Here is a 24264-nt window from a genome sequence, read left to right on the forward strand (position 1 = left end):
GTGCTGCCCCTGAAGCTTCGGTGGCGCGCCAGTTGTCGCATTCATGTTGCCATGCGACCCGATGTCCGACGAGGCCAGTCGAACCGGCAACGAGCGAGGCCGAATACACTGACTGCCTGTTCTCCAATCTCGCTCCGATAATCGACGAATCGACAGGGGTATCACTTTGCAGAAGGCGCCGAGCGGTCTGAATTTCGTCGCCGCTGCCGCGGCCACCCTGGCCGCGTTCCTGGCCTTTCTGTTCCTGCCGGTCAGCACCGCGGCCGCCGACGAGAAGGTGCCGCTGGGCGCAGGCGCGGGCATCGTCGTCAACACCGGCACGCTGTGCACGCTGACCGCAATCGGTCACGACAAGTTCGGCGACCTGATCGGGTTCAGCTCGGCGCACTGCGGGGGACCGGGTGCGCCGGTGGCCGCCGAAGGGGCCGAGGGGGCCGGCCAGGTGGGCACCATGGTCGCCGGCAACGACAGCCTGGACTACGCGGTGATCAGGTTCGACCCGGCCAGGGTGACGCCGGTGGCCGACTTCAACGGCTTTGCCGTCAACGGCATCGGCCCGGACCCGGCGTTCGGTCAGGTCGCCTGCAAGCAGGGCCGCACCACCGGCAACTCGTGCGGCGTCACCTGGGGTCCGGGGCAGGACCCGGGCTCGATCCTGATGCAGGTGTGCGGCGGGCCCGGCGATTCCGGAGCGCCGGTGACGGTGGACAACATGCTGGTCGGGATGATCCACGGTGCGTTCAGCGACGCCCTGCCCACCTGTGTCACGAAGTACATCCCGCTGCATACGCCGGCGGTGGTGATGTCGATCAACGCCGACCTGGCCGACATCAACGCCAAGAACCGGCCGGGTTCGGGATTCGTGCCGATCGGCGGCTGAGCCTTCCCGCCCCTCTATCGCCGAGCGTCACGCCCCTCTTTCGTCGAGCGTCTCCCGCCCTCTTTCGCCGAGCGTCACGCCCCTCTATCGCCGAGCGTCTTCCCGCCCTCTTTCGCCGAGCGTCACGCTAGCGTGGCGCTCGACGCCCACCGCCACGCTAGCGCGACACTCGACGGGCTGGTGTAGCTCGACGGGCTGGTGCAGCGGCTGAGCTACTTGGCCTCGCGGATCGCGTCGAACACGTCGGGGTCCAGCAGCGTGGAGGTGTCGCCGAGTTCGCGGTTCTCGGCGATGTCGCGCAGGAGTCGGCGCATGATCTTGCCGCTGCGGGTCTTCGGCAGTTCGGGCACCACGTGCACCTCGCGTGGCTTGGCGATCGGCGAGATCTCGTGGGCGACCTCGGAGCGCAACTCCTCGACGGTGCCGTCGCTGGCCTCGTAATTCTCCCGGAGCACGACGAACGCGCAGATGGCCTGGCCGGTGGTGTCGTCGGTGACCCCCACCACCGCGGCCTCGGCCACTCCGGAATGCCCGACCAACGCCGACTCCACCTCGGCGGTGGAGATGCGGTGACCGGAAATGTTCATCACGTCGTCGATGCGGCCCAGCACCCAGATGTCGCCGTCGGGGTCGAAGCGGGCGCCGTCGCCGGCGAAGTAATAGCCGTGCTCGGCGTACTTGGACCAGTAGGTCTTGCGGTACCGCTCGGGGTCCCCCCAGATGCCACGCAGCATCGCCGGCCACGGCTGATCCAGGACCAGATACCCGGTGACGTGCTCCTCACCCTCCTTGTCCGGGGGAAGCGGTTCACCGTGGTCGTCGACGATCTTGGCCGAGATGCCCGGCAGCGCCGCCATCGCCGACCCCGGTTTGGCCGCGCTGACCCCGGGCAGCGGGGAGATCATCGCCGCACCGGTCTCGGTCTGCCACCAGGTGTCGACCACCGGCACCTTGCCGCCGCCGACGACGTCGCGGTACCAGCGCCAGGCTTCCGGATTGATGATCTCGCCGACCGTGCCGAGCAATCTGATGCTGGACAGGTCGTGGGCGTCGGGGATCTCCCGACCCCACTTCATGAACGTGCGGATCAGTGTCGGAGCGGTGTAATAGATTGTGACGCCGTATCTTTCGATGATCTCGAAATGCCGGTGCTGGGTGGGGGTGTTCGGGGTGCCCTCGTAGAGAACCTCGGTGACCCCGTTGGACAGCGGCGCGTAGACGCCGTACGTGTGCCCGGTGACCCAGCCGATGTCGGCGGTGCACCAGAACACGTCAGTGTCCGTTTTGACGTCGAAGATCGCGTGCATCGTGTACGCGCACTGGGTCAGATAGCCGCCGCTGGTGTGCACGATGCCTTTCGGCTTCCCGGTGGTGCCGGAGGTGTAGAGCAGGAACAGCGGCTGCTCGGCGTCGAACGCCTCCGGCTGGTGTTCCGGTGCGGCCGAGTCGACCACGTCGTGCCACCACAGGTCGCGGTCGTCGTCCCAGGTCACGTCGATGCCGGTGCGGCGCACCACCAGAACGTGCTCGATGGGACTGTCGGGCACCGAGACCGCCTCGTCGGCGGCGTCTTTGAGCGGCGCGGCCTTGCCGCGCCGGAACTGTCCGTCGGCGGTGATCAGCAGCTTGGTCTGCGCGTCGGCGATGCGGGCCTGCAGCGCGTGCGCGGTGAAACCGCCGAACACCACGGTGTGCATGATGCCCAGACGCGCGCAGGCCAGCATCGCGATCACGGCCTCGGGTATCAGCGGCAGGTAGATGGCGACACGGTCACCGGCGACCAGCCCGAGGTCGGTCAGCGCGTTGGCCGCCTTGCACACCTGGGTCTGCAGCTCTGCGTAGGTGAAGCTGCGCCGGTGGTCGTCGGGTTCGCCTTCCCAGTGGATGGCCACGCGGTCCCCGTTGCCCGCTTCGACGTGACGGTCCAGGCAGTTGTAGGCGACGTTGAGTTTGCCGCCGACGAACCATTTGGCGAACGGCGCGTCCGACCAGTCCAGCACCTCGGTGTGCGGCGTCTCCCAATCGAGCCGCTCGGCCTGCTCGGCCCAGAACGCCAACCGGTCTTGGTCTGCCTGTTCGTAGATTTCGGGCTTGGCGTTGGACTGCTCGGCGAATTGCGTCGCAGGCGGGTAGGACCCTGCCTCTTCAGAGCTTTTGGCCGTGGCGTCTGTCACGTATCGAGCCTATTAGGGTCGCAGGCATGCGTCGGATGCGGGCCGCGCTGGCCGCCATGCTGGTGGCTGCCTGCTTGGCGGGCTGCGGCGGCGGCATGCTGACACCCGACGTGGTGGTGGTGAACGCTGCCGAACCGCCGAACCCGCTGATCCCCACCGGCACCAACGACAGCAATGGCGGTCGCATCCTGGATCGGCTGTTCGCCGGCCTGATGTCCTATGACGCGGCGGGCAGGCCGTCCCTCGAGGTTGCGCAGTCCATCGAGACCACCGACAACATCAACTACCGCATCGTGCTCAAGCCGGGTTGGAAGTTCACCGACGGCACACCGGTCACCGCCCACTCGTTCGTCGACGCCTGGAACTACGGCGCACTGAGCGCCAACGCCCAACTGCAACAGAACTTCTTCAGCCCGATCGCCGGATACGACGACGTCGCCGGTGCGCCGACCGAGGGACAGCCCGCCACGACGATGTCCGGGTTGCGCGTCGTCGACGACCTCGAGTTCACCGTCCGGCTCAAGGCGCCGACCATCGACTTCAAGATGAGCCTGGGGCACAGCGCGTTCTACCCGTTGCCGCCCAAGGCGTTTCAGGACATGGCGGCGTTCGGCCAGCACCCGGTCGGCAACGGCCCTTACCAGCTCGCCGACAGTCCGGACGGTCCGGCGTGGGAACACAACGTCAAGATCGACCTGGCGCCCAACCCCGACTATCACGGCAACCGCAAACCGCGCAACAAGGGTCTGCGGTTCGAGTTCTACGCCAACCTCGACACCGCCTACGCCGACTTGCTGTCGGGCAATCTCGATGTGCTGGATACGATTCCGTCCAGCGCGTTGAGCATCTATCAGCGCGATCTCGGTGGCAACGCCGTCAGCGCACCGGTCGCCGTCAGCCAGTCGCTGGACACCCCGTTGCGGCTGCCGCACTTCGGCGGCGAGGAGGGCCGCCTGCGCCGCCTGGCGCTGTCGGCCGCCATCAACCGGCCGCAGATCTGTCAGCAGATCTTCAGCGGTACCCGCAGCCCGGCACGCGACTTCACCGCCAGCTCGCTGCCCGGCTTCGACCCCCATATCCCCGGCAGCGACGCGCTGGACTTCAATCCCGATCGGGCACGGCAACTTTGGGCGCAGGCCAACGCGATATCGCCGTGGACCGGGCGATACGCCATCGCCTACAACGCCGACAGCGGTCATCAGGAGTGGGTGGACGCGGTGGCCAACAGCATCAAGAACGTGCTGGGCATCGACGCGGTCGGGGCACCGCAGCCGACGTTCGCCGGGTTCCGCACCCAGATCACCAACCGCACCATCGACACGGCGTTCCGGGCCGGCTGGATCGGCGACTACCCGTCGATGATCGAGTTTCTGGCCCCGCTGTACGCCACCGGCGCCGGATCCAACGACGTCGGCTACTCCAGCGCCGAGTTCGACGCCGCGCTGGCGGCCGCCGAGGGAGCGCCCGACATACGCCAGGCCGACGTGCTGGTCAACGTCGCACAACGAATCCTGTTGCGCGACATGCCCGCTATCCCGTTGTGGTACTACATCAGTGTGATCGGATGGTCGAGCCAGGTGAGCAACGTCAAACCCACCTGGAACGGCCTGCCCGACTACGAGAACCTGCTCAAGGGCTGACATGGGCTGGTACGTGCTGCGCCGGATCGCCGTCATGGTGCCGGTTTTCCTGGGTGCCACGCTGTTGATCTACGGCATGGTGTTCCTGCTGCCCGGTGACCCGGTGGCAGCGATGGCCGGCGACCGGCCGCTGAGCCCGGCGGTCGCTGCGCAACTACGTGCCCAGTACCACCTCGACGACCCGTTCCTGGTGCAGTATCTGCGCTACCTCGGTGGTCTGCTGCACGGCGACCTGGGCCGCGCGTACTCGGGTCTACCGGTCAGTGCCGTTCTGGCGCATGCGTTTCCGGTGACGATCCGGTTGGCGCTGATCGCGCTGGTGGTCGAGGCGGTGCTGGGCATCGGGTTCGGGGTGATCGCGGGGCTGCGCCAGGGTGGCATCTTCGACACGACGGTGCTGGTGACCGGATTGGTCATCATCGCGATCCCGATTTTCGTGCTGGGCTTCCTGGCGCAGTTCGTGTTCGGCGTACGGCTGGGGCTGGCGCCGGTGACGGTGGGCGGCCGGGCGACGTTCGGGCGGCTGCTGCTGCCCGGAATCGTGTTGGGCCTGGTGTCTTTCGCATACGTGGTGCGGTTGACCCGTTCGGCGGTGGCCGCCAACGCCCACGCCGACTACGTCCGTACCGCCACGGCCAAGGGCCTGTCGCGGTCCCGGGTGGTGACGGTGCACATTCTGCGCAACTCGCTGATCCCGGTGGTGACGTTCCTGGGCGCCGACCTCGGCGCGCTGATGGGCGGAGCCATTGTGACCGAAGGGATTTTCAACATCCACGGCGTCGGCGGTGTGCTGTATCAGGCGGTCACCAGGCAGGAGGCGCCGACGGTGGTGTCGATCGTGACGGTGCTGGTGGGAATCTATCTGCTCAGCAACCTGCTGGTGGATTTGCTCTACGCCGCACTGGATCCCAGGATCCGGTATGCATAAACGGCCCAAGTTCGTCGTCTCCCTGATGCTGATCGTGCTGATCCTCGTCGTCGCCGCGTTTCCGGCGTTGTTCACCGGCGCCGACCCCACCTACGCCGACCCGAGCCAGAGCCTCCTACCGCCCTCGGCGGCACATTGGTTCGGCACGGACTTACAAGGCCACGACATCTACGCGCGCACCGTGTACGGCGCGCGTGCGTCGGTGACCGTCGGGTTGGGCGCGACGCTGGCCGTGTTCCTCGTCGGCGGTGCGTTGGGCGCGTTGGCCGGCTTCTACGGCGGCTGGGTCGACGCCCTGGTGTCCCGGCTCACCGACGTGTTCTTCGGCTTGCCGTTGCTGTTGGCCGCGATCGTGCTCATGCAGGTGATGCACCACCGCACGGTGTGGACGGTGATCGCCATCCTGGCGCTGTTCGGCTGGCCCCAGGTGGCCAGGATCGCGCGCAGTTCGGTGCTCGAGGTGCGGGGTAGTGACTACGTGCTGGCAGCGAAAGCATTGGGGCTGAGCCGCTTTCGGATCTTGCTGCGACACGCCGTACCCAACGCCATCGGGCCGGTGATCGCGGTGGCCACCATCGCGCTGGGTGCCTTCATCGTCACCGAGGCCACCCTGTCCTACCTCGGGGTCGGGTTGCCGCCGTCGGTGGTGTCCTGGGGCGGTGACATCAACGTGGCGCAGATGCGGTTGCGGGCCGGCTCGCCGATCCTGTTCTATCCTGCTGGCGCACTGGCGGTTACGGTGCTGGCGTTCATGGTCATGGGCGACGCGCTGCGCGACGGTCTGGACCCGGCCTCACGGGCGTGGCGGGCATGAGCGTACTGCTGTCGGTGGAAGGCCTGGAAGTCCGGTTCGGCGCCGACGAACCCGTCGTGCGGGGCATGAACTTCAGTGTGCTGTCCGGCCAGACCGTCGCGGTGGTGGGGGAGTCCGGGTCCGGCAAGTCCACCGCGGCCGCCGCCGTCCTCGGCCTGCTGGCACCGGGTGGCCGGATCACCGGCGGGCGCATCGTCTTTGACGGCCGTGACATCACCGGGGCCGGCCGGCGTGCGATGCGCTCCATCCGGGGCAGCCAGATCGGCTACGTGCCGCAGGATCCGATGTCCAACCTGAACCCGGTCTGGAAGGTCGGCTTTCAGATCCGAGAAGCGTTGCGGGCCAACACCGACGGTCGTGACGCGCGACGGCGGGCGGTCGAGCTGCTGGCGCAGGCCGGGATGCGCGAGCCCGACAAGCAGGCCGGGCGGTATCCGCACCAGTTGTCCGGCGGCATGTGCCAGCGCGCGCTGATCGCCATCGGTTTGGCCGGCAGACCGCGGCTGCTGATCGCCGACGAGCCCACGTCGGCTCTGGACGTCACGGTGCAACGCCAGGTTCTCGACCATCTGGGCCGGCTCACCGACGAACTGGGTACGGCGCTGTTGCTGATCACCCACGACCTGGCGCTGGCCGCCGAGCGGGCCGAGTCGGTGGTGGTGGTGCACCGCGGAGTGGTGGTGGAATCCGGTGTGGCGCAAGACATTTTGCGGAATCCGCAGCACGAGTACACGCGCCGTCTGGTCGCCGCCGCGCCGTCGCTGACCGCCCGGGACAAGCGCTCGGCCCAGATCCGGGAGCGGGTGGCCGCCTCGGCAGCCGAACACGTCGCCGGCTCCGACGATCTGCTCGTCGTGTCGGAGCTGACCAAGACCTACCGCGAGTCGCGCGGCGCACCGTGGCGGCGCACCGAGTTCCGGGCCGTCGACGCGGTGTCGTTCCGGGTGCCCCGGGCCACCACGTTGGCCGTCGTCGGCGAATCGGGCTCGGGCAAGTCGACATTGGCGCGGATGGTGCTGGGTCTGCTGGCGCCGACGTCGGGAACCGTCGTCTTCGACGGGACCGACGTCGCCGCGATGGACCGCAGCACCGAACTGGCGTTCCGCCGTCGGGTGCAGCCGGTCTTCCAGAACCCCTACAGCAGCCTGGACCCGATGTACTCGGTGTCGCGGGCCGTCGAGGAGCCGTTGCGCATTCACCGGGTCGGCGACCGTGCCCAGCGCCGGCGCGCGGTCCGTGAACTCATCGACCAGGTGGCGCTGCCGTCGTCGGTGCTGGACCGGCTGCCCCGCGAGCTGTCGGGCGGGCAGCGGCAACGGGTCGCGATCGCGCGGGCGCTGGCGCTGCGGCCCGACATGCTGGTCTGCGACGAGGCGGTCTCCGCCCTCGACGTGCTGGTGCAGGCGCAGATCCTGGATTTGCTGGCCGAACTACAAGCCAACCTCGGGTTGACTTACCTGTTCATCAGCCACGACCTGGCCGTGATCCGCCAGATCTCCGACGACGTGCTGGTGATGCGCAACGGGCAGGTGGTGGAACAGGCTCCCACCGAGCAGGTGTTCGCCGCGCCGGGACACGAGTACACCCGACAGCTATTGGAGGCGATTCCCGGTGAGTGACCCGTTGGCTCCGTTGATGAACCTGCCCGGCGTCGCCGAGGCCAGCGACCGGGCGCGGGAGGCCCTGGGTCGAGCGCACCGGCACCGGGCCAACCTGCGCGGCTGGCCGGTCACCGCCGCCGAGGCGTCGTTGCGGGCCGCGCGGGCCTCGTCGGTGCTCGACGGCGGTCCGGTCCGGCTGGACGACGTCGCGGATGCCGCCGCGCACCAGGGCGGGGTCAGCGACCCGGTGTTCGGCGGTGCGCTGCGGGTGGCTCAGGCGCTGGAAGGCGGCGGGGGACCGCTCGTTGCGGTGTGGCAGAAGGCGCCGCTGCAGGCGCTGGCCCGCTTGCACACGCTCGCGGCCGCCGACCAGGCCGACGACGACCGGCTGGGACGTCCGCGCGCCGCCCCCGAGATCGCCCCGCGCCTGGAGTTGCTCGCCGACGTGGTGACTCGTCCGACTGCGGCGTCGGCGGCGGTGGTCGCCGCGGTGGCGCATGGGGAGTTGTTGACACTGAAACCATTCGGCAGCGGCGACGGCGTGGTGGCCCGCGCGGTGTCCCGGTTGGTCACCATTGCCAGCGGACTTGATCCGCACGGACTCGGTGTGCCGGAGGTGATTTGGATGCGGCAGTCCGCCGCCTACCGTGACGCCGCGGTCAAATTCGCCGCGGGCTCGCCGGACGGCGTGGCCGCTTGGCTGGTGCTGTGCTGCCGGGCGCTGCGGGCCGGCGCGCAGGAGGCTTTGATGATCGCCGAATCGGTAGCTGGCGGCCGGGTCGAGTAGTTGTCGGCACAATGCAAAGCGGGCGGCGATACGAAGGTTTCGAATCGCCGCCCGCCAACACGGTTCTCGGGTACCAAGCGTGCATCTGTGGGCTGCGTGGGTGGCCTCGGCGCGTTTGCGACACTTCCTGCTGCTGCCCCACCCAAAGGGCTGTCGAGGCATTCCGTTCTTCGCAATTACGCAGGCCCGCAACACTTCTGCCATTATCGCGGCTATGACTCCGCGTGGGTGCCGGGAACCGTGCTGGGTGCCCGGGTCGGGAGAACGAACCTTCTCTTCCGGATCGACCTTGGCCTTACCGGGCTGCCGTGACTCCTTTGTACTACTAGACCACTAGCACAGCAAGGCCTAAACGCGTCAAAGTTGGGAAGCGGCTTCGGCGATGCGCGAAAGTTGTTTGCTGCCGTGGCGTTTGGGGAAGTTGGGACGCCAGCGCTAGAACGGCCGACGCCTAGAAAGCGAAGCGCCGCAACAGCGTGTAGGTCACCGCGCCGGCGGCCAACGCGGTGACGCCCACCGCGGCCGTCGTCGCAATCGCGGCGCCCGACGGCGCCGGGATCCGGTCCCGCAATGACACCGGCCGTGAGAACGACAACACCGGCCAGCCGCGGTCCAGAGCCTCCTTGCGCAGGCCGCGGTCGGGGTTCACGACGGACGGGTTGCCGACGATCTCCAGCATCGGCATGTCGGTGATCGAGTCGGAGTAGGCGTAACAGTGCTCCAACGGATAGCCCTCGCGGGCGGCCAACTCCCGGATCGCCTGCACCTTGCCCTCGCCGTAGCAGTAGAACGCGATCTCGCCGGTGTACTTGCCGTCCTCGACGACCATCCGGGTCGCCATCGCATGCGTCGCGCCCAGCGCCCGCGCAATCGGCGCGACGATCTCCTCACCGGATGCCGAGACCACCACGACGTCGCGCCCGCACAGTTTGTGTCCGGCGATCAGGTCCGCGGCTTCGGCGAATACCAGCGGAGTCACGATGTCGTGCAACGTCTCGTTGACTATCGACTTGACCTGTTCGACGTCCCACCCGATGCACATGTTGGCCAGGTGCGCACGCATCCGATCCATCTGGTCATGATCTGCGCCGGAGAGCAGAAAGATGAATTGCGCGTAGCTGGACTTCAACACGGCCCGTCGGTTCAATAGGCCCTGCGCGAAAAAGGGTTTGCTGAATGCCAGGGTGCTCGACTTGGCGATGATGGTCTTGTCCAAGTCGAAGAAAGCTGCGGTCCGCGCGCCCGGAGCTGCCGGTCCCGGCGTTTGCTGCTGCGCGGCCGGGTCTGGGACGGTCACCAAACCAGCATAGGGTGGTGATCCGTCGAAGCCGGGAATATCCGGGTTGTCTTTCTGTCGTCGGCGTTTTCACGGCTCAGACGGCACTTTCGTTGCGAATGAGGCTTGCGTCAGGCCCGGCTGGCATGTGTATAGTAAGCATTACTCGGCCTTGAGCCGAGGGTGTATCAGCCCGACCCCCCGGGGCTGATACACGACGACCCTCGCCTCCTCCCCCCCTGGCGGGGGTCGTCCCTTTTCTGGGGTAAGAATTTCTCCCCGCGGTCGCCCCTTTCAGCGCACCCGTTTGTGCACAGTTGCGTTTCTGTCCACAAATTGCTCTTTGGCCCTGGCGTGCAACACCTTGCGCGCCGCACGGTGGATCCGTGACCGATGTTGTGCGTGCCGCTCGTAGCGGTGCCGGCGGATCCGGTGTGTTGGCGATGCTGACCGATCCGGAGTTGCGCGACGAACTCGACCGCGTCGCCGCGGCGGTCGGGGTGCGCGTGGTGCATGTCGGCGGACGCAATCCGATCACCCGCAAGACGTGGGCGGCCGCCGCGGCGGTGGTGCTGGATGCAGCCGCGGCACAGCGATGCCGGCAGGGGGCCCTGCCGCGACGCGGCCACGTCACGGTTCTGACCGGCGCCGAAGCCGCGACTTCGACATGGGCCGCCGCTGTCGCCGTCGGCGCCGGGTTGGTGGTGCGGATGCCGGAGCAAGAGCAGGACCTGGTCCGCGAATTGGCAGATGCCGCCGAATCGGCACGGGACGACGGGCGGCGGGGTCAGGCCGTCGCCGTCGTGGGGGGTTGCGGTGGCGCTGGGGCGTCGATGTTCGCGGTCGCCCTGGCGCAGGCCGCGACGGAGTCGTTGCTGATCGATTTGGATCCGTGGGGCGGCGGTATCGACCTGCTGATGGGTGACGAGGCAGCGCCGGGATTGCGGTGGCCCGACCTGGCACTGCGCGGTGGGCGGCTGGACTGGTCGTCGGTGCGTGAAGTGCTGCCCCGGCAGCGCGGGATCAGCGTGTTGTCGGGCACCCGGCGGGGCTACGAATTGGACGGCGGACCCGTGGACGCGATCGTCGAAGCCGGCCGAAACGGTGGTGTCGTCGTGGTGTGCGACCTGCCGCGGCGTCTGACCGAGGCCGCGCATGTCGCGTTGGGCAGCGCCGATCTGGTGGTGCTGGTCAGCCGGTGCGACGTGCGAGCTTGTGCGGCCACCGCGACGATTGCACCGGTGCTGACCGCGCTCAATCCGAACCTCGGCCTGGTGGTGCGTGGCCCGGCGCCGGGGGGATTGCGTGCGGGGGAGGTCGCCGAGATCGCCGGGCTGCCGTTGTTGGCGTCCCTGCGTGCCGAACCGCACCTGGCCGAACGGTTGGAACGCGGCGGTCTGCGGCTGCGTCGGCGATCGGCGCTGGCATCGGCAGCGCGCTGCGTACTCGACCTGTTGCCAACCGGTCAGCCAGTGCCGGGCGGTCGCGCGGCATGAACGGTTCGCTAATCGAACGTGTTCGAGAGCGCCTCGCTACCGAATCCGGACCGCTTCGGCCCACCGTGGTGGCCGCGGCGATTCGCGCCGAGTCCGGGGGCATCCTCGGTGACACCGAGGTGCTGGCGAACCTGCGGCTGCTGCAGACCGAGCTGACCGGGGCCGGCATCCTCGAACCACTGTTGTGCGCCGATGGCACCACCGACGTGTTGGTCACCGCGCCGGACGCGGTCTGGGTCGACGATGGAAACATATTGCGGCGCAGTCAGATTCGGTTCGCCGATGAGGCCGCGGTGCGCCGGCTGGCGCAGCGGCTGGCCCTTGCCGCCGGCCGACGGCTCGACGATGCGCAGCCGTGGGTCGACGGGCAGCTGACCGGAATCGGCTCCGGTGGCTTAGCGGTGCGGCTGCACGCGGTGCTGCCGCCGGTTGCCGCCGCCGGCACCTGCCTGTCGCTACGGGTATTGCGGCCGGCGACTCAGGACCTGGCGGCGTTGAGCGCGGTGGGTGCGATCGCGCCGGATGCCGTCGAACTCGTCGCCGGCATCGTCGCCGCGCGGCTCGCGTTCCTGGTGTCCGGCGGCACCGGAGCCGGCAAGACGACCTTGTTGGCGGCGATGCTGGGTGCGGTCTCACCGGCCGAGCGGATCGTGTGCGTCGAGGATGCCGCCGAGCTGGCGCCGCCGCATCCCCATCTGGTCAAGCTGGTGGCACGGTGCGCCAATGTCGAAGGTGTCGGCGAAGTGACCGTACGCCAACTCGTCCGCCAGGCGCTGCGCATGCGCCCGGACCGGATCGTGGTCGGCGAGGTCAGGGGCGCCGAGGTGGTGGATCTGCTGGCCGCGCTCAACACCGGGCACGAGGGTGGCGCGGGAACCGTGCATGCCAACAGCCCGGGTGAGGTGCCTGCCCGGCTCGAGGCGTTGGGCGCGCTCGGCGGACTGGACCGAGCCGCCCTGCACAGCCAGCTCGCCGCCGCGGTCCGGGTGCTGTTGCACGTAGAGCGGGACCGATCCGGCCGGCGACGGCTCAGTGAGATCGCCGTGCTGCACCCGGTCGAGGGCGGGCGGGTCGGTGCCGTCACCGGCTGGCACGTCGATCGCGGGATGACCGACCACGGCGTGTTACTGCAGGACCTGTTGAGCTCCAGGTTGTCGGCATGACCGGGTTGCAGCTCACGGCGTTGTTGTTGGCACTGGCCTTGCTGGTGTCGCCCGCCTCGTCGGGCCCCCGGCTCGGGTTGCAGCGGACGACCCGTCGGCGGTTCGTGGCCGGCGGGCCCGGTGTCGGCGGAGTGTGCGGGTGTGTTCTGGTACTCGCCGCCGTGGTCCTGCCGTTGACCGCCGCACTGTCGGTTGCCGTGCTCGGCGCGACGGTGGGTGTGCGTCTCCGCCGGAGCCGGCGACACCGGCATGCGTTGGCCGAAGGCCGGGCGCTGGAAGCGGCACTCGAGATCTTGGTCGGCGAACTTCGCGTGGGCGCCCATCCGGTGCGCGCGTTCGACGCCGCGGCCGCGGAGACCGGTGGGGTCGTGTCGGTCGCGCTGCAAGGGGTCGCGGCGCGGGCAAGGTTGGGTGCCGACGTCGCGGCTGGCCTGCGCGCGGCGGCGCGCTCTTCATCCCTGCCCGCACAGTGGGAGCGCATCGCGGTTTGCTGGGAGCTGGCCGGCCAGCACGGTCTGGCGATCGCCGGCTTGATGCGGGCCGCGCAACGCGATGTCGCCGAGCGGCAACGCTTCGCGGCCAAGGTCGCCTCCGGTCTGGCCGGCGCACGCGCCACCGCGGCGATCCTTGCCGGGTTGCCGACGCTCGGGGTGCTGTTGGGACAGTTGATCGGCGCACGGCCGCTCGGCTTCCTGTTGTCCGGCCCGGGTGGCTGGTTTCTGGTCGTGGGTTCGGTGCTGGTCTGCGCCGGGTTGCTGTGGTCGGACCGGATCACCGATCGGGTGATGTCGCCATGAAAGTCATGGCGGTGTTGCTGGCCGCGGCACTACTGGTCGGCGCGGGTCCAGCGGCGGTACGTGCGCGGGCCAAGCCGGTCACGCGGACTGTCCGGCGGGGAGCGCGGCGACCGGCCGGATCGGATCCCCTCGGGGTCGCGTCCAGTCTGGATGTACTCGCCGTGTGCCTGGCTGCGGGCATGGCGGTGTCGACGGCTGCCGCCGCGGCGGCCGGGTCGGCTCCGCCATGTCTGGCTCAGGTGTTGCGGCGGGCGGCCGATCTCCTGGCGCTCGGTGCCGGTGCCGATGCTGCGTGGTCGGCGCCGCCCGGCGTGGCGGTCGATGCCCAGACCGATGGTCTGCTGCGGTTGGCTCGCCGTTCGGCGGCCTCAGGTGCCGCACTGGCCGACGGTCTGGTGGAACTCGCCGCGCAGTCTCGCCATGACGCCGCGCATGCGGCCGGCGCGGCGGCCGAGCGCGCCGGAGTCCTGATCGCCGGTCCGTTGGGCTTGTGTTTTCTGCCGGCTTTCGTCTGTCTCGGGATCGTCCCCGTGGTGGCCGGGCTGGCCGGTGGTGTCCTGCAGTCGGGTCTCGTATGAGGGAGGAAGTAATCGATGTTTCGGATGATCGGTGCGCTCAGGGCGCGCATGCTGCTACTTGCCGTCGACGAATCGGGCATGTCCACCGTCGAGTACGCAATCGGCACGATAGCGGCGGCGGCCTTCGGCGCCATCCTGTACACCGTGGTCACCGGCGACTCCGTCGTCTCGGCGCTGAACCACATCATCGGTCGCGCACTGAGCACCAAGGTCTGATCGCCGATGACGGTTCCAGCACCGTCGAGGCGGCGCTGGCGATCGCCACGCTGGTCGTGGTCCTGGTGCTGTGCCTGGCCGGGATCACCGCGGTGTCGATGCAGGTGCGGTGCATCGACGCGGCCCGGGAGGCCGCCCGGCTCGCGGCGCGCGGTGACGGGGACGCCGCCGTCGCGGTCGCGCGGAACATCGCGCCGTCCGGTGCGCAGGTCGCGGTGCGACGCGACGGCGATCTGCTGGTCGCCACCGTCAGTGCGCGGTCAACGTTGTTGCCGACTGTGCAGATCGCGGCACAGGCGGTTTCGGCGGCTGAGCCGGGATGAGGCGGGGTCGGCAACGGTGCTCGGGGCTGCGATGGTCGCGGTGCTGTTGTGCGTCACCGCGGCCGGCGTCTGGCTGGGGTCGGTCGTGCTGGCCCGCCACCGCGCCCAGGCGGTGGCCGACCTGGCCGCCCTGGCCGCAGCCGCGGCACTGCCGCAGGGACCGGCGGCGGCGTGCGCCCGGGCGACGATCGTGGCGCGGCAGATGCGCGTCGGTGACGTCCGGTGTCAGGCGGACGGCCTGGACGTGGTCGTCACCGTCGAAGTGCCGGTTGCTCACGTCGCGGCGGCGGCAGCTTCGGCGCGGGCAGGACCGGTGCGCTCGTAGGCCCGATGGCTACCCCCCCGATCAGGTCTGGTCGGGTGCCTGCGAAAACTGTGCGGCGGCGACCTCGTCGTCGGTGGGCAAGCGCAGCGACAGCAGCCCGGCGAACGTGTCCGGCTCGAGTTCCACCCGGTTGACGGTGACGTGTACCGGCACCCAGTCGGTGTCGTTGCCGGGCAACCGGAGCACCCGACTTGTCGCGCCGTCAGCGAATTCCGTTGTCATCGAGGCCACTACGTGCTCGTCCTCGGGGTGAACCCGCTGCGTGTCTTCGTTGCCCCGCCAGTCGTAGAACGGCGCCGGGTCGTCGAGCCACTTGAGCAACGTCCAGTTCTTCAGGTCGACGAGGGCGCGATGGACACCGGCCTGCGCCAGGCCGTTGAGGATCCGCTGCGCCAGGTCGCCGGTGGCCGCCGGACTTTCCCTGCGCTCGGCACGCCAGTTCATCGCGCGCGCCACCAGATGGTCGCGGCCGTCTGGCCCCGGTTCGATCGCACTGCGCGCGGTGAAGCCGATCCGAATCGGGTTTCCTTGCCAATCAGTGAGATCCCATGTGCTGCACAGTGTCTGGCCTGGCTCGGCCCGAACCGCCATGGCCAGCACCTTGGTTTCGTTCGGGTTGAGTTCGCGGGAGGGCAAGTCTTCGGCAAAGGCCCTGCCGTAGGTGACCTCGGCCTCGGGATTCTTGCCGCTGTTGGCCAGCGACTCAGGAGTGTCGGTGGCCACACCGCGGGTGAGGTCCCATTTCAGCGGGCCGGGAATGGGCCGCTCGGGGGGTTCCTCGTCGATCGGGCCGGTCCACACGTGCACGCCATGGATCCGGCCGTCGGACATCACCACCGGTTCGGTGCGGATGACGCGGTCGCTTTTCGGGGTGATGCTGGTGAGAGCCTGACCGGTCTGGACCGACTCGGCTACCGCGGTACGGACTGCCGCAAGGTAGGGACTGCGGCGCAGAAAGCTGGTTATCGGGACGAGGTTCTTGAGCTGACGGCCCTGCGCAACCACAGCGGGCTCGTCCCCCATCGTCTCCACGAGCAACCAGTCGTGGCCCATAGGGCTGCAGTTTACTGACCGGGGGCCGGTTGCCTGCGACGGCGTCATCGGTGCAGGCCGCAATGGTGCCGGTGGCGTCTGGCCGCCGGGTGCCGCGATTGCGGAATCCGTTGCGGGCAAAGCGGATAACGCTGGCCGACGAATAATACCCCGCGATTGCGCGCCAGATTGTTGACGATAGCGTCAAAACCGTTGTCCCGGCGGGCTTTGGGCGTCAATGAGGCGTTGTGTGCGGGAATCCTGTGACCACTGGTCAGTTGAGCGCGGCGGTAGGTATCTGGGCGTGGTGCAACGTAATTGGGTCTCACCTGGGGTGGTTTGTCATACCGCCGGACGGAATCGGCCTCGGGAACTTCGCGAATCACGTGCTCGGCTTGTTGCGCTTGCGCCGTCGAGCCAGGTAGGTTTCTGCTGCGCTCCCGATTGGGCAGTGTGTGCGGATTGTGTTGTCAGGCCGTCGCAAAGCGGATCCGTGGAGGACGATCGTCGAGGGGTCGGTCGCCCGTCCATCGGACTTTCCAACGGCTTTCGTGATTCGGGATCACGTCAATCCTCGTTCACCACTTGCCGATTGACGTCTGTTGGTTGCTCCGAAAGTCTTTCGCCTACGAACCGGATGGAAGACTTTCGCGAGCGCCGAAACCTCCGGCTCCACCGGCACTTCTGCCCGGGACGGCGTGCCTGACGCTCCGAGCCAGGCCCCCACTGCCGCCGCCGCGGGCATTGAGGGTCACCACTGTGGCGTTCCCGCGCGATCCGGCGGGGGTGATCAGCCGTGCGGGCGGTTCGGTGGTTGCGGCAGTTGCGCGCATGGCCGATGGCGACTCGCTGGCGCCCGATCTTGGGCCGCTGACGACGATCCTGTCCGCGCCGAGTCGGATGCCGGAGCTGCCGACGCGCATCGCGCCGGGGAGCAAGCCCGGTTCCACCACTGGGCCGGTGACGCCGACGGCACGCGCGCCGCCGAGGCCGATCAGGCCGGTGACGCCGCTCCTGCTTTCCATCCCGGCGGTTGCGCCCGAGCCGCCGGTCGCGCGATTGCCGTCCATCGATGACTCGGGTTTGGCCTTCGGTAACGGATTGTCACGGCGGTTGGTCTGCTCAGCCGGTGTGCCGGTGGGATTGCCGGTGGTTGCGGCGTTGTCGGTCTCCGCTGTCGCGTACGCACCCGCACCGGATTTCAGAACCTGCACCAGATTCTGATGGAAAGCCGCCGCCTGCGCGCCCACCGTCTGATAGCCCTGCGCGTGGCCGTTGAAGAACGTCGCGACCGCTGCCGATACCTGATCCTGCGCAGAGGCTACGAGAGCGGTCGTCGGGGTCGCCGCGTTCGCGTTGGCCGCGCTGATCGTCGCGCCGATGCCTGCCAAATTCGTGGCCGTGGTCCCCATAACTTCGGGAGCCGCGTTCACAAACGACATACGACACCTCCGAATTCGAATTCCGACAGACTCGGCCAGTGTCTGATCGCCATCGCACTGCAACGGATATGAGCACTGTAAAGCCATTTTCGGGGAATGGAAGTAACAATTTTTTCAAGGTATCCGGAACGGATGCTCCGACCGCGGAACAACGGGGGAAGGACCGCTGCGGCCGTGCCACCGAATTTACCGGCGACGTTCAGCACCCCTGGTTAGCGCACCGTCCTCGGTCCAACGCCGCGAGCACCAGCCTGAGTACCCGTACCGCGCCCGCCTTGTCCAGCGGATCGTTGCCGTTGCCGCATTTGGGTGACTGCACACAGGACGGGCAGCCACGCGGGCACTCGCAGGCTTCGATGGCCGCGGCGGTGGCGCCCAGCCAGGTACGCGCCTTGCGAAAGCCACGTTCGGCGAAGCCGGCACCCCCGGGATGGCCGTCGTAGACGAAAACCGTCGGCAGTCCCTCGGGGCCGAGGGCGGTGGACAGCCCGCCGATGTCGCCGCGATCGCAGCTGGCCACTAGCGGCAGCAGCCCGATGGCCGCGTGCTCGGCGGCATGCAGCGATCCTGGTACCTGTAGCGGATCAATGCCGTTGCGGTCCAACGTCTCCGGATCGATCGTGTACATCACCGAGACAGTGGGCAGCGAGCTCTGCGGCATACTCAATTCGACGAAGTCGATCACTTCGCCGTCGATGCGGCGGCGCAGGTACCCGACCACTTGGTGGGTCACCGTCACCGGGACCAAGCCCAGCGTGACGGGACCGAAGGTGTGACGCTCACCGGGGCCGGTGACGCTGATGTCGGTGATCTCGCGCGCGAACGTCGAGTATCCGGGATCCTCGGCACGGACGAAGGCGAGACCCTCCTCGAGGTCCAACGAGTCGACGACATAGCTCTCGCCCTGATGCAGGTAGACCGCTCCGGGGTGCACCGACGACGGCGCCTGCCCCGCCCCGGTGCTGCCCAGCAGGCGGCCGGTGTCCGCTTCGACGATGACGATCTCTCCGCCGATGGATCCCCGGATGTCCACTGCGCCATGGGGTTCGACTCCCGGTGCGGGGAAGTACCTGCCGCCCCGGCGCTTCAGCAGGCCGTCGTCGACCAGGCCGTCGACCACGTCCACCGCGTCCAGCACGCGGACCTCCGCGTCGTCCAGCGGCAATTCCGTTGCCGCACAGAGAAGTTGAGGTCGCAGGATGTAGGGATTGGTGGGATCGATCACGACACGCTCAACCGGCTTGTCCAACAACGCGGCCGGATGATGGACGAGGTAGGTGTCCAGCGGATCGTCGCGCGCGATGAGCACCACCAGCGCGCCCTGCCCGCGCCGCCCCGACCGTCCGGCCTGCTGCCAGAACGACGCGACCGTGCCCGGGAACCCCGCCAGCACCACCGCGTCCAGACCGGCGATGTCGACGCCGAGTTCGAGCGCGTTGGTGGTGGCCAGTCCACGTAGCAGGCCCTCGGCCAGGGCCTGCTCCAATTCACTGCGATCCTCGGCCAGATAGCCCGCCCGATAGGACGCCACCAGCCCCGACAGCTGCGGGGCGACGTCGTCCAGTCGCGCCCGCGCCCCCAACGCGGTCAACTCGGCGCCGCGACGGGACCGCACGAACGTCAACGTCTGCGCGCCCTCCACGATCAGGTCGGCCATCACCCGAGCCGCCTCGGCTCCCGCCGACCGGCGCACCGGAGCCCCGTGCTCCCCGAGCAGGTCGGTCCGCAACGCGGGTTCCCACAACGCGACCGTCCGTCCCCCCTGCGGTGATCCGTCGTCGACCACTTCGACGACCTGTTGGCCGATGAGCTCGGTGGCGGTCGTGCCGGGGGAGTCGGTGGTCGCGCTGGCGAAGATGACCGTCGGATACGAGGAGTAGCGCGCGCACAGCCGTAACAGGCGGCGCAGCACCATCGCCACGTTGGAACCGAACACCCCACGGTAGTAGTGGCATTCGTCGACGATCACGAACCGCAGTCCGCGCAACAGCACCCCCCAGCGGGCATGGTTGCGCAGGATCGACAGGTGGATCATGTCGGGATTGGAGAACAGCCAGCGCGAGCGCTCCCGGGCGAAGCGGCGGACTTCGGCGGGCGCGTCGCCGTCGTAGGCCGTGGGTGCGACGTCAACGAGGGGAACCGCGGTGACCAGGGCGTGGGCAGCGCGCAGCTGGTCGTGACCGAGCGCCTTGGTCGGCGATAGGTACAGCACCCGGGTTCGTGGGTCGGAGGCCAGCGCGTTGAGCACCGGGAGCTGGTAGGCCAGCGACTTGCCCGAGGCGGTGCCGGTGCTGATCACCACGTGGCGTCCGGCGTGCGCCAGTTCGGCGGCCTGCACCTGGTGTGACCAGGGCGTGCGAATCCCGCGTTCGGTGAAGGCGCGGACCACCTCGGGCCGGGCCCAGTCGGGCCAGTCGGCGGGTCGGGCGGGCCGGGGCGGTAATTCGGCGACATGGCGCAGCGGATGCTCGCCGGGGGCGGTGCCGGCGAGTGCGGCGGCAAGCAGTTCGCTGCCGAAACTCGCCATCGCTACCTTTCCGAGCGTTCGGGGCCCGCTGCCGTGGCCGCCGAGTGACGCTTACGTAAATTGAGGCTCCGTCCGGCGACCTGCGCTGCCATCAGGCTGTTGCCTGCGCGACGAACGTGGTTGACTGAGTGCGGTCGTAGCTTCTGTGTTCGTGTCAAACTTTCGCAGGATCGACGTTGCGATCGCGGTTCCTGCGAGGTTATCTGTCGGGTGAAGTTCCGGCGACTCCGCGAGGTATGGCGGTCGTGACGGGCCCGGGGCACCGAACGGCGGTGCCCCGCACCCAGAAGAAAAGGAAAGATCAGAGAGATGCCACAGGGAACTGTGAAGTGGTTCAACGCGGAGAAGGGGTTCGGTTTCATCGCCCCCGAGGACGGTTCCGCGGATGTGTTTGTCCACTACACGGAAATCCAGGGGACGGGCTTCCGCACCCTCGAAGAGAACCAGAAGGTCGAGTTTGAGATCGGCCACAGCCCTAAGGGCCCCCAGGCCACCGGAGTCCGCTCCCTTTAATCCGAGCAGATTCTGAAAAGAAACCCCCCGGCGCAGCCCCGCTCTTGCGGGACCCGCCCCGGGGGGTTTCCGTTATTGGCACCCGCTTACGCCTCTGGTCACGCCGCGCCGCACGCGGACCGACCCTGGCTCGGTCCGCTGGCTTACTGTCTGTGGCGTGAGCCAGCTGTCCTTCTTCGCCGCGGAGTCGGTACCGCCCGCGGTCGACGATCTGTGTGGACTGCTGGCCGCGCCCGGTCAGATCGTCACGGTGGGGTCCGGCGCCCGGGTGTCGGTGGTTGTGGATCGGCCTTGGCGGGCCGCCGCGCTGGCGGAGATGATCACCGAAGCCGGACTGGTCCCGGAGATCACCCGGACCGACGAGGATCACCCGTTGGTCCGCACGGCGGTGGACCCGCGATTGTGCAATATCGCCAAGGAGTGGACGCGGGGCGCGGTCAAGACGGTGCCGCCGCGCTGGCTGCCCGGGCCGCGGGAGTTGCGGGCGTGGACCCTGGCCGCCGGCACCCCGGAAGCCGACCGGTACCTGCTGGGTTTGGATCCGCACGCGCCGGACACCCATTCGCCGCTGGCGTCGGCTCTGATGCGGGTCGGGATCGCGCCCACCCTGATCGGCACCCGCGGGGCTCGGCCGGCGCTGCGGATCAGCGGTCGCCGCAGGCTATCGCGCCTGGTAGAGAACGTGGGGGAGGCGCCCGACGACCCCGAGTCGGCGGCCCAGTGGCCCCACGTCTGAGCGGTCGCACAGGCCGGCGATGGGGTCGGCCGGTTTGCGCAGGCCCGCCCAATGGTGCGAAATTGTCAGTTGCCCGCGGGGCGAAGGGGACAGCGCGTAGGTCCACTGACCGGAAACTGACCGGATTTCCGGGAATTTCAGGGAGTCGACCTGTCATTCTTCCCTGCGGGGGCGGTTCCGCGAGGGGACCGATAGATCGAGATGGAGCGTAAGCGCAGGTGGCCAGCAACGGGAGCACCCGGCGACTCGTGATCGTCGAGTCGCCCACCAAAGCGCGCAAGCTGGCCGGTTACCTGGGCGCCAACTACATCGTGGAGTCGTCCCGCGGCCACATCCGGGACCTGCCCCGCGCCGCCGCCGACGTGCCCGCGAAGTTCAAGTCCGAGCCGTGGGCACGGTTGGGGGTGAACGTCGACGCCGACTTCGAGCCGCTCTACATCATCAGCCCCGAGAAGAAGAGCACCGTCACCGAGTTGAAGGGCCTGCTCAAAGACGTCGACGAGCTCTATCTGGCCACCGATGGTGACCGGGAAGGCGAAGCGATCGCCTGGCACCTGATGGAGACCCTCAAGCCGCGGATCCCGGTCAAGCGGATGGTGTTCCACGAGATCACCGAGCCGGCCATCCTCGAGGCCGCCGAGAACCCGCGCGATCTCGACATCGACCTGGTCGACGCGCAGGAGACCCGCCGCATCCTGGACCGGCTGTACGGCTACGAGGTCAGCCCGGTGCTGTGGAAGAAGGTCGCGCCCAAGCTGTCGGCCGGCCGGGTGCAATCGGTGGCGACCCGCATCATCGTGCAGCGCGAACGCGACCGGATGGCCTTCCGCAGCGCGTCGTATTGGGACATCCTGGCCAAGCTGGACGCCAGCGTGTCCGACCCGAAGGCGCAGCCGCCGACGTTCACCGCGCGCCTGACCAACGTCGACGGTTTGCGGGTGGCCACCGGCCGTGACTTCGACTCGCTGGGTCAGCTACGCAAGGCCGACGAGGTCACCGTTCTGGACGAGTCCGCCGCCACTTCGATCGCCGAAGGCTTGCGTGGCGCTCAGCTCTCGGTGGCGTCGGTCGAGGAGAAGCCCTACACCCGCCGCCCGTATCCGCCGTTCATGACCTCGACGCTGCAGCAGGAGGCCGGCCGCAAGCTGCGGTTCTCCTCCGAGCGCACGATGAGCATCGCTCAGCGGCTCTACGAGAACGGCTACATCACCTATATGCGGACCGACTCCACGACGCTGTCGGAGTCGGCGATCGGCGCCGCGCGCAACCAGGCGCGCCAGCTCTACGGCGAGGAGTACGTGGCCCCCTCGCCGCGCCAGTACACCCGCAAGGTGAAGAACGCCCAGGAGGCGCACGAGGCGATCCGGCCCGCCGGTGAGACGTTCGCCACCCCCGACGCGGTGCGTCGCGAGCTCGACGGCGACGAATTCCGCCTCTACGAGCTGATCTGGCAGCGCACCGTGGCCTCCCAGATGGCCGATGCGCGTGGCACCACGCTGAGCCTGCGGATCGAAGGCCGCTCAGGTGAGCGGCAAGTGATCTTCTCCGCCTCTGGCCGCACCCTGACCTTCCCCGGCTTCCTGAAGGCCTACGTGGAAACCGTGGACGAACTGGCCGGTGGCGAAGCCGACGACGCCGAGCGTCGGCTGCCGCAACTGACCCCCGGCCAGCGGCTGGATGCCGTCGAACTCACACCCGACGGGCACTCCACCAACCCGCCGACCCGCTACACCGAGGCATCCCTGGTCAAAGCGCTCGAAGAGCTTGGCATCGGACGGCCGTCGACCTACTCCTCGATCATCAAGACGATCCAGGACCGCGGTTACGTCTACAAGAAGGGCAGCGCCCTGGTGCCCTCCTGGGTCGCGTTCGCCGTAATCGGTTTGCTGGAACAGCATTTCGGCCGTCTGGTCGACTACGACTTCACCGCGGCGATGGAAGACGAGCTCGACGCGATCGCCTCGGGTAACGAGCAACGCACCAACTGGCTGAACAACTTCTACTTCGGCGGCGAGCACGGCGTGGCCGACTCTGTCGCCCGATCCGGTGGATTGAAAAAACTGGTCGGCATCAACCTCGAAGGTATCGACGCGCGAGAAGTCAACTCCATCAAGGTTTTCGACGACGCGTTGGGACGTCCGGTCTACGTTCGGGTCGGCAAGAACGGCCCGTATCTGGAACGTACGATCGTCGGTGACGACGGCGAGTCGACTCCGCAGCGGGCCAACCTGAACGATTCGCTGACTCCCGACGAGCTGACTCTGGAAGTGGCAGAAGAACTTTTCGCCACTCCGCAGGAGGGGCGCGTGCTGGGTGTGGACCCGGAAACGGGTCACGAGATCGTGGCCAAAGACGGGCGCTACGGGCCGTACGTGACGGAGATCCTGCCCAAGTCCGAAGACGACGAAGGCGATGCCGCTCCGGCGAAGAAGGGCAAAAAGCCGACCGGTCCGAAGCCGCGCACCGGTTCGCTGCTGCGCAGCATGGACCTGCAGACGGTCACACTCGAGGACGCACTGAAACTGTTGTCCCTGCCGCGGGTGGTCGGCACCGACCCCGCATCCGGTGAGGAGATCACCGCACAGAACGGACGCTACGGCCCATATCTCAAGCGCGGCACCGATTCTCGATCGCTGGCCACCGAGGACCAGATGTTCACCATCACCCTCGACGAGGCGCTCAAGATCTACTCCGAGCCGAAACGCTCTGGGCGACAGGCTGCTTCGGCACCGCCGCTGCGGGAGCTGGGCACCGATTCGGCGTCGGGCAAGCCGATGGTGATCAAGGACGGCCGGTTCGGTCCGTACGTCACCGACGGCGAGACCAACGCCAGTCTGCGCAAAGGCGACGACGTGTTGTCGATCACCGACGAACGCGCCTCCGAACTGCTCGCCGATCGGCGGGCCCGCGGCCCGGTGAAGCGAGCCGCGAAGAAGACGGCACGCAAGGCCACGTCGAAGGCGGCGGCCAAGAAGGCACCGGCGAAGCGCGCGGCCAAGCGCACCTAACCCGCGCG

Annotated in this window: 21 protein-coding genes; 16 read left to right on the plus strand and 5 right to left on the minus strand. The window is 68.3% G+C overall.

The window, feature by feature from the left end; all coding sequences use genetic code 11:
- Window positions 1–187 precede the first annotated feature (187 nt).
- Complete coding sequence (locus AC5Y47_RS08100; protein WP_499943425.1) at window positions 188–880, plus strand: chymotrypsin family serine protease; 693 nt, start codon at window positions 188–190, stop codon at window positions 878–880.
- 212 nt (window positions 881–1092) lie between these two features.
- On the opposite strand, the gene acs is transcribed toward AC5Y47_RS08100, so the two are convergent.
- Window positions 1093–3054, minus strand: coding sequence for an acetate--CoA ligase (acs, locus tag AC5Y47_RS08105; protein WP_499943392.1), 1962 nt, complete (start codon window positions 3052–3054; stop codon window positions 1093–1095).
- Window positions 3055–3080: 26 nt separating this feature from the next.
- On the opposite strand from acs, the gene AC5Y47_RS08110 reads away from it, so the two are divergent.
- From AC5Y47_RS08110 to AC5Y47_RS08130, 5 genes are read left to right on the plus strand one after another with little or no spacing between them, the layout of a single operon-like run.
- Complete coding sequence (locus tag AC5Y47_RS08110) at window positions 3081–4694, plus strand: peptide ABC transporter substrate-binding protein (RefSeq protein ID WP_499943393.1); 1614 nt, start codon at window positions 3081–3083, stop codon at window positions 4692–4694.
- A gap of 1 nt (window position 4695) precedes the next feature.
- Window positions 4696–5622, plus strand: a complete 927-nt coding sequence (locus AC5Y47_RS08115) for an ABC transporter permease (protein WP_499943394.1) — start codon at window positions 4696–4698, stop codon at window positions 5620–5622.
- Window positions 5615–6436 carry an ABC transporter permease gene (locus tag AC5Y47_RS08120; RefSeq protein ID WP_499943395.1) on the plus strand — a complete coding sequence of 274 codons (822 nt, stop codon included), beginning with the start codon at window positions 5615–5617 and terminating at the stop codon, window positions 6434–6436. Before AC5Y47_RS08115 ends, AC5Y47_RS08120 begins: the two co-directional genes overlap by 8 nt.
- On the plus strand, window positions 6433–8055 hold the full coding sequence (locus AC5Y47_RS08125; protein WP_499943396.1) for a dipeptide ABC transporter ATP-binding protein: 1623 nt from the start codon (window positions 6433–6435) through the stop codon (window positions 8053–8055). The genes AC5Y47_RS08120 and AC5Y47_RS08125 overlap by 4 nt, the downstream gene beginning before the upstream one ends.
- 16 nt (window positions 8056–8071) lie before the next feature.
- Window positions 8072–8824 carry a Fic family protein gene (locus AC5Y47_RS08130; RefSeq protein ID WP_499943426.1) on the plus strand — a complete coding sequence of 251 codons (753 nt, stop codon included), beginning with the start codon at window positions 8072–8074 and terminating at the stop codon, window positions 8822–8824.
- 451 nt (window positions 8825–9275) lie between these two features.
- On the opposite strand, the gene AC5Y47_RS08135 is transcribed toward AC5Y47_RS08130, so the two are convergent.
- Window positions 9276–10121, minus strand: coding sequence for an HAD-IB family hydrolase (locus AC5Y47_RS08135; RefSeq protein ID WP_499943397.1), 846 nt, complete (start codon window positions 10119–10121; stop codon window positions 9276–9278).
- Window positions 10122–10543: 422 nt separating this feature from the next.
- Between AC5Y47_RS08135 and ssd the strand changes: the two genes are divergently transcribed.
- From ssd to AC5Y47_RS08170, 7 genes are read left to right on the plus strand one after another with little or no spacing between them, the layout of a single operon-like run.
- Window positions 10544–11596: a septum site-determining protein Ssd gene (gene ssd / locus AC5Y47_RS08140; protein ID WP_499943427.1), complete on the plus strand. Its 1053-nt coding sequence runs from the start codon at window positions 10544–10546 to the stop codon at window positions 11594–11596.
- On the plus strand, window positions 11593–12759 hold the full coding sequence (locus AC5Y47_RS08145) for a TadA family conjugal transfer-associated ATPase (protein WP_499943399.1): 1167 nt from the start codon (window positions 11593–11595) through the stop codon (window positions 12757–12759). The genes ssd and AC5Y47_RS08145 overlap by 4 nt, the downstream gene beginning before the upstream one ends.
- On the plus strand, window positions 12756–13556 hold the full coding sequence (locus AC5Y47_RS08150; protein WP_499943400.1) for a type II secretion system F family protein: 801 nt from the start codon (window positions 12756–12758) through the stop codon (window positions 13554–13556). The genes AC5Y47_RS08145 and AC5Y47_RS08150 overlap by 4 nt, the downstream gene beginning before the upstream one ends.
- Complete coding sequence (locus AC5Y47_RS08155; protein WP_499943401.1) at window positions 13553–14134, plus strand: type II secretion system F family protein; 582 nt, start codon at window positions 13553–13555, stop codon at window positions 14132–14134. The genes AC5Y47_RS08150 and AC5Y47_RS08155 overlap by 4 nt, the downstream gene beginning before the upstream one ends.
- 15 nt (window positions 14135–14149) lie before the next feature.
- Window positions 14150–14350 (plus strand): DUF4244 domain-containing protein, encoded by a 201-nt coding sequence (locus AC5Y47_RS08160; protein WP_499943402.1) that lies wholly within the window; start codon window positions 14150–14152, stop codon window positions 14348–14350.
- Window positions 14350–14673, plus strand: coding sequence for a TadE family type IV pilus minor pilin (locus AC5Y47_RS08165; RefSeq protein WP_499943428.1), 324 nt, complete (start codon window positions 14350–14352; stop codon window positions 14671–14673). The genes AC5Y47_RS08160 and AC5Y47_RS08165 overlap by 1 nt, the downstream gene beginning before the upstream one ends.
- A 16-nt stretch (window positions 14674–14689) precedes the next feature.
- Window positions 14690–14998: an Rv3654c family TadE-like protein gene (locus AC5Y47_RS08170; protein ID WP_499943403.1), complete on the plus strand. Its 309-nt coding sequence runs from the start codon at window positions 14690–14692 to the stop codon at window positions 14996–14998.
- Between the two features lie 21 nt (window positions 14999–15019).
- Here the strand turns inward: AC5Y47_RS08170 and AC5Y47_RS08175 are convergent, their stop codons facing one another.
- The 3 genes from AC5Y47_RS08175 to AC5Y47_RS08185 form a co-directional block, all read right to left on the minus strand.
- Complete coding sequence (locus tag AC5Y47_RS08175) at window positions 15020–16051, minus strand: PAS domain-containing protein (RefSeq protein WP_499943404.1); 1032 nt, start codon at window positions 16049–16051, stop codon at window positions 15020–15022.
- Between the two features lie 605 nt (window positions 16052–16656).
- Window positions 16657–17472 carry a PE family protein gene (locus AC5Y47_RS08180; RefSeq protein WP_499943405.1) on the minus strand — a complete coding sequence of 272 codons (816 nt, stop codon included), beginning with the start codon at window positions 17470–17472 and terminating at the stop codon, window positions 16657–16659.
- A 199-nt stretch (window positions 17473–17671) separates the two neighbouring features.
- Entirely contained in the window at window positions 17672–19999 is a 2328-nt protein-coding gene (locus AC5Y47_RS08185; protein WP_499943407.1) for a DEAD/DEAH box helicase, read from the minus strand.
- A 309-nt stretch (window positions 20000–20308) separates the two neighbouring features.
- Here AC5Y47_RS08185 and cspA point away from each other — a divergent pair, with 309 nt between their 5' ends.
- The 3 genes from cspA to topA all read left to right on the plus strand — a co-directional run bounded on the left by cspA (window position 20309) and on the right by topA (window position 24256).
- Window positions 20309–20512 (plus strand): cold shock protein CspA, encoded by a 204-nt coding sequence (gene cspA / locus AC5Y47_RS08190; protein ID WP_003419650.1) that lies wholly within the window; start codon window positions 20309–20311, stop codon window positions 20510–20512.
- A gap of 157 nt (window positions 20513–20669) precedes the next feature.
- Window positions 20670–21248, plus strand: coding sequence for a hypothetical protein (locus tag AC5Y47_RS08195; protein WP_499943408.1), 579 nt, complete (start codon window positions 20670–20672; stop codon window positions 21246–21248).
- Window positions 21249–21466: 218 nt separating this feature from the next.
- On the plus strand, window positions 21467–24256 hold the full coding sequence (gene topA, locus AC5Y47_RS08200) for a type I DNA topoisomerase (protein WP_499943409.1): 2790 nt from the start codon (window positions 21467–21469) through the stop codon (window positions 24254–24256).
- Window positions 24257–24264 lie beyond the last annotated feature (8 nt).

Source organism: Mycobacterium sp. NGS22 (assembly GCF_059813095.1).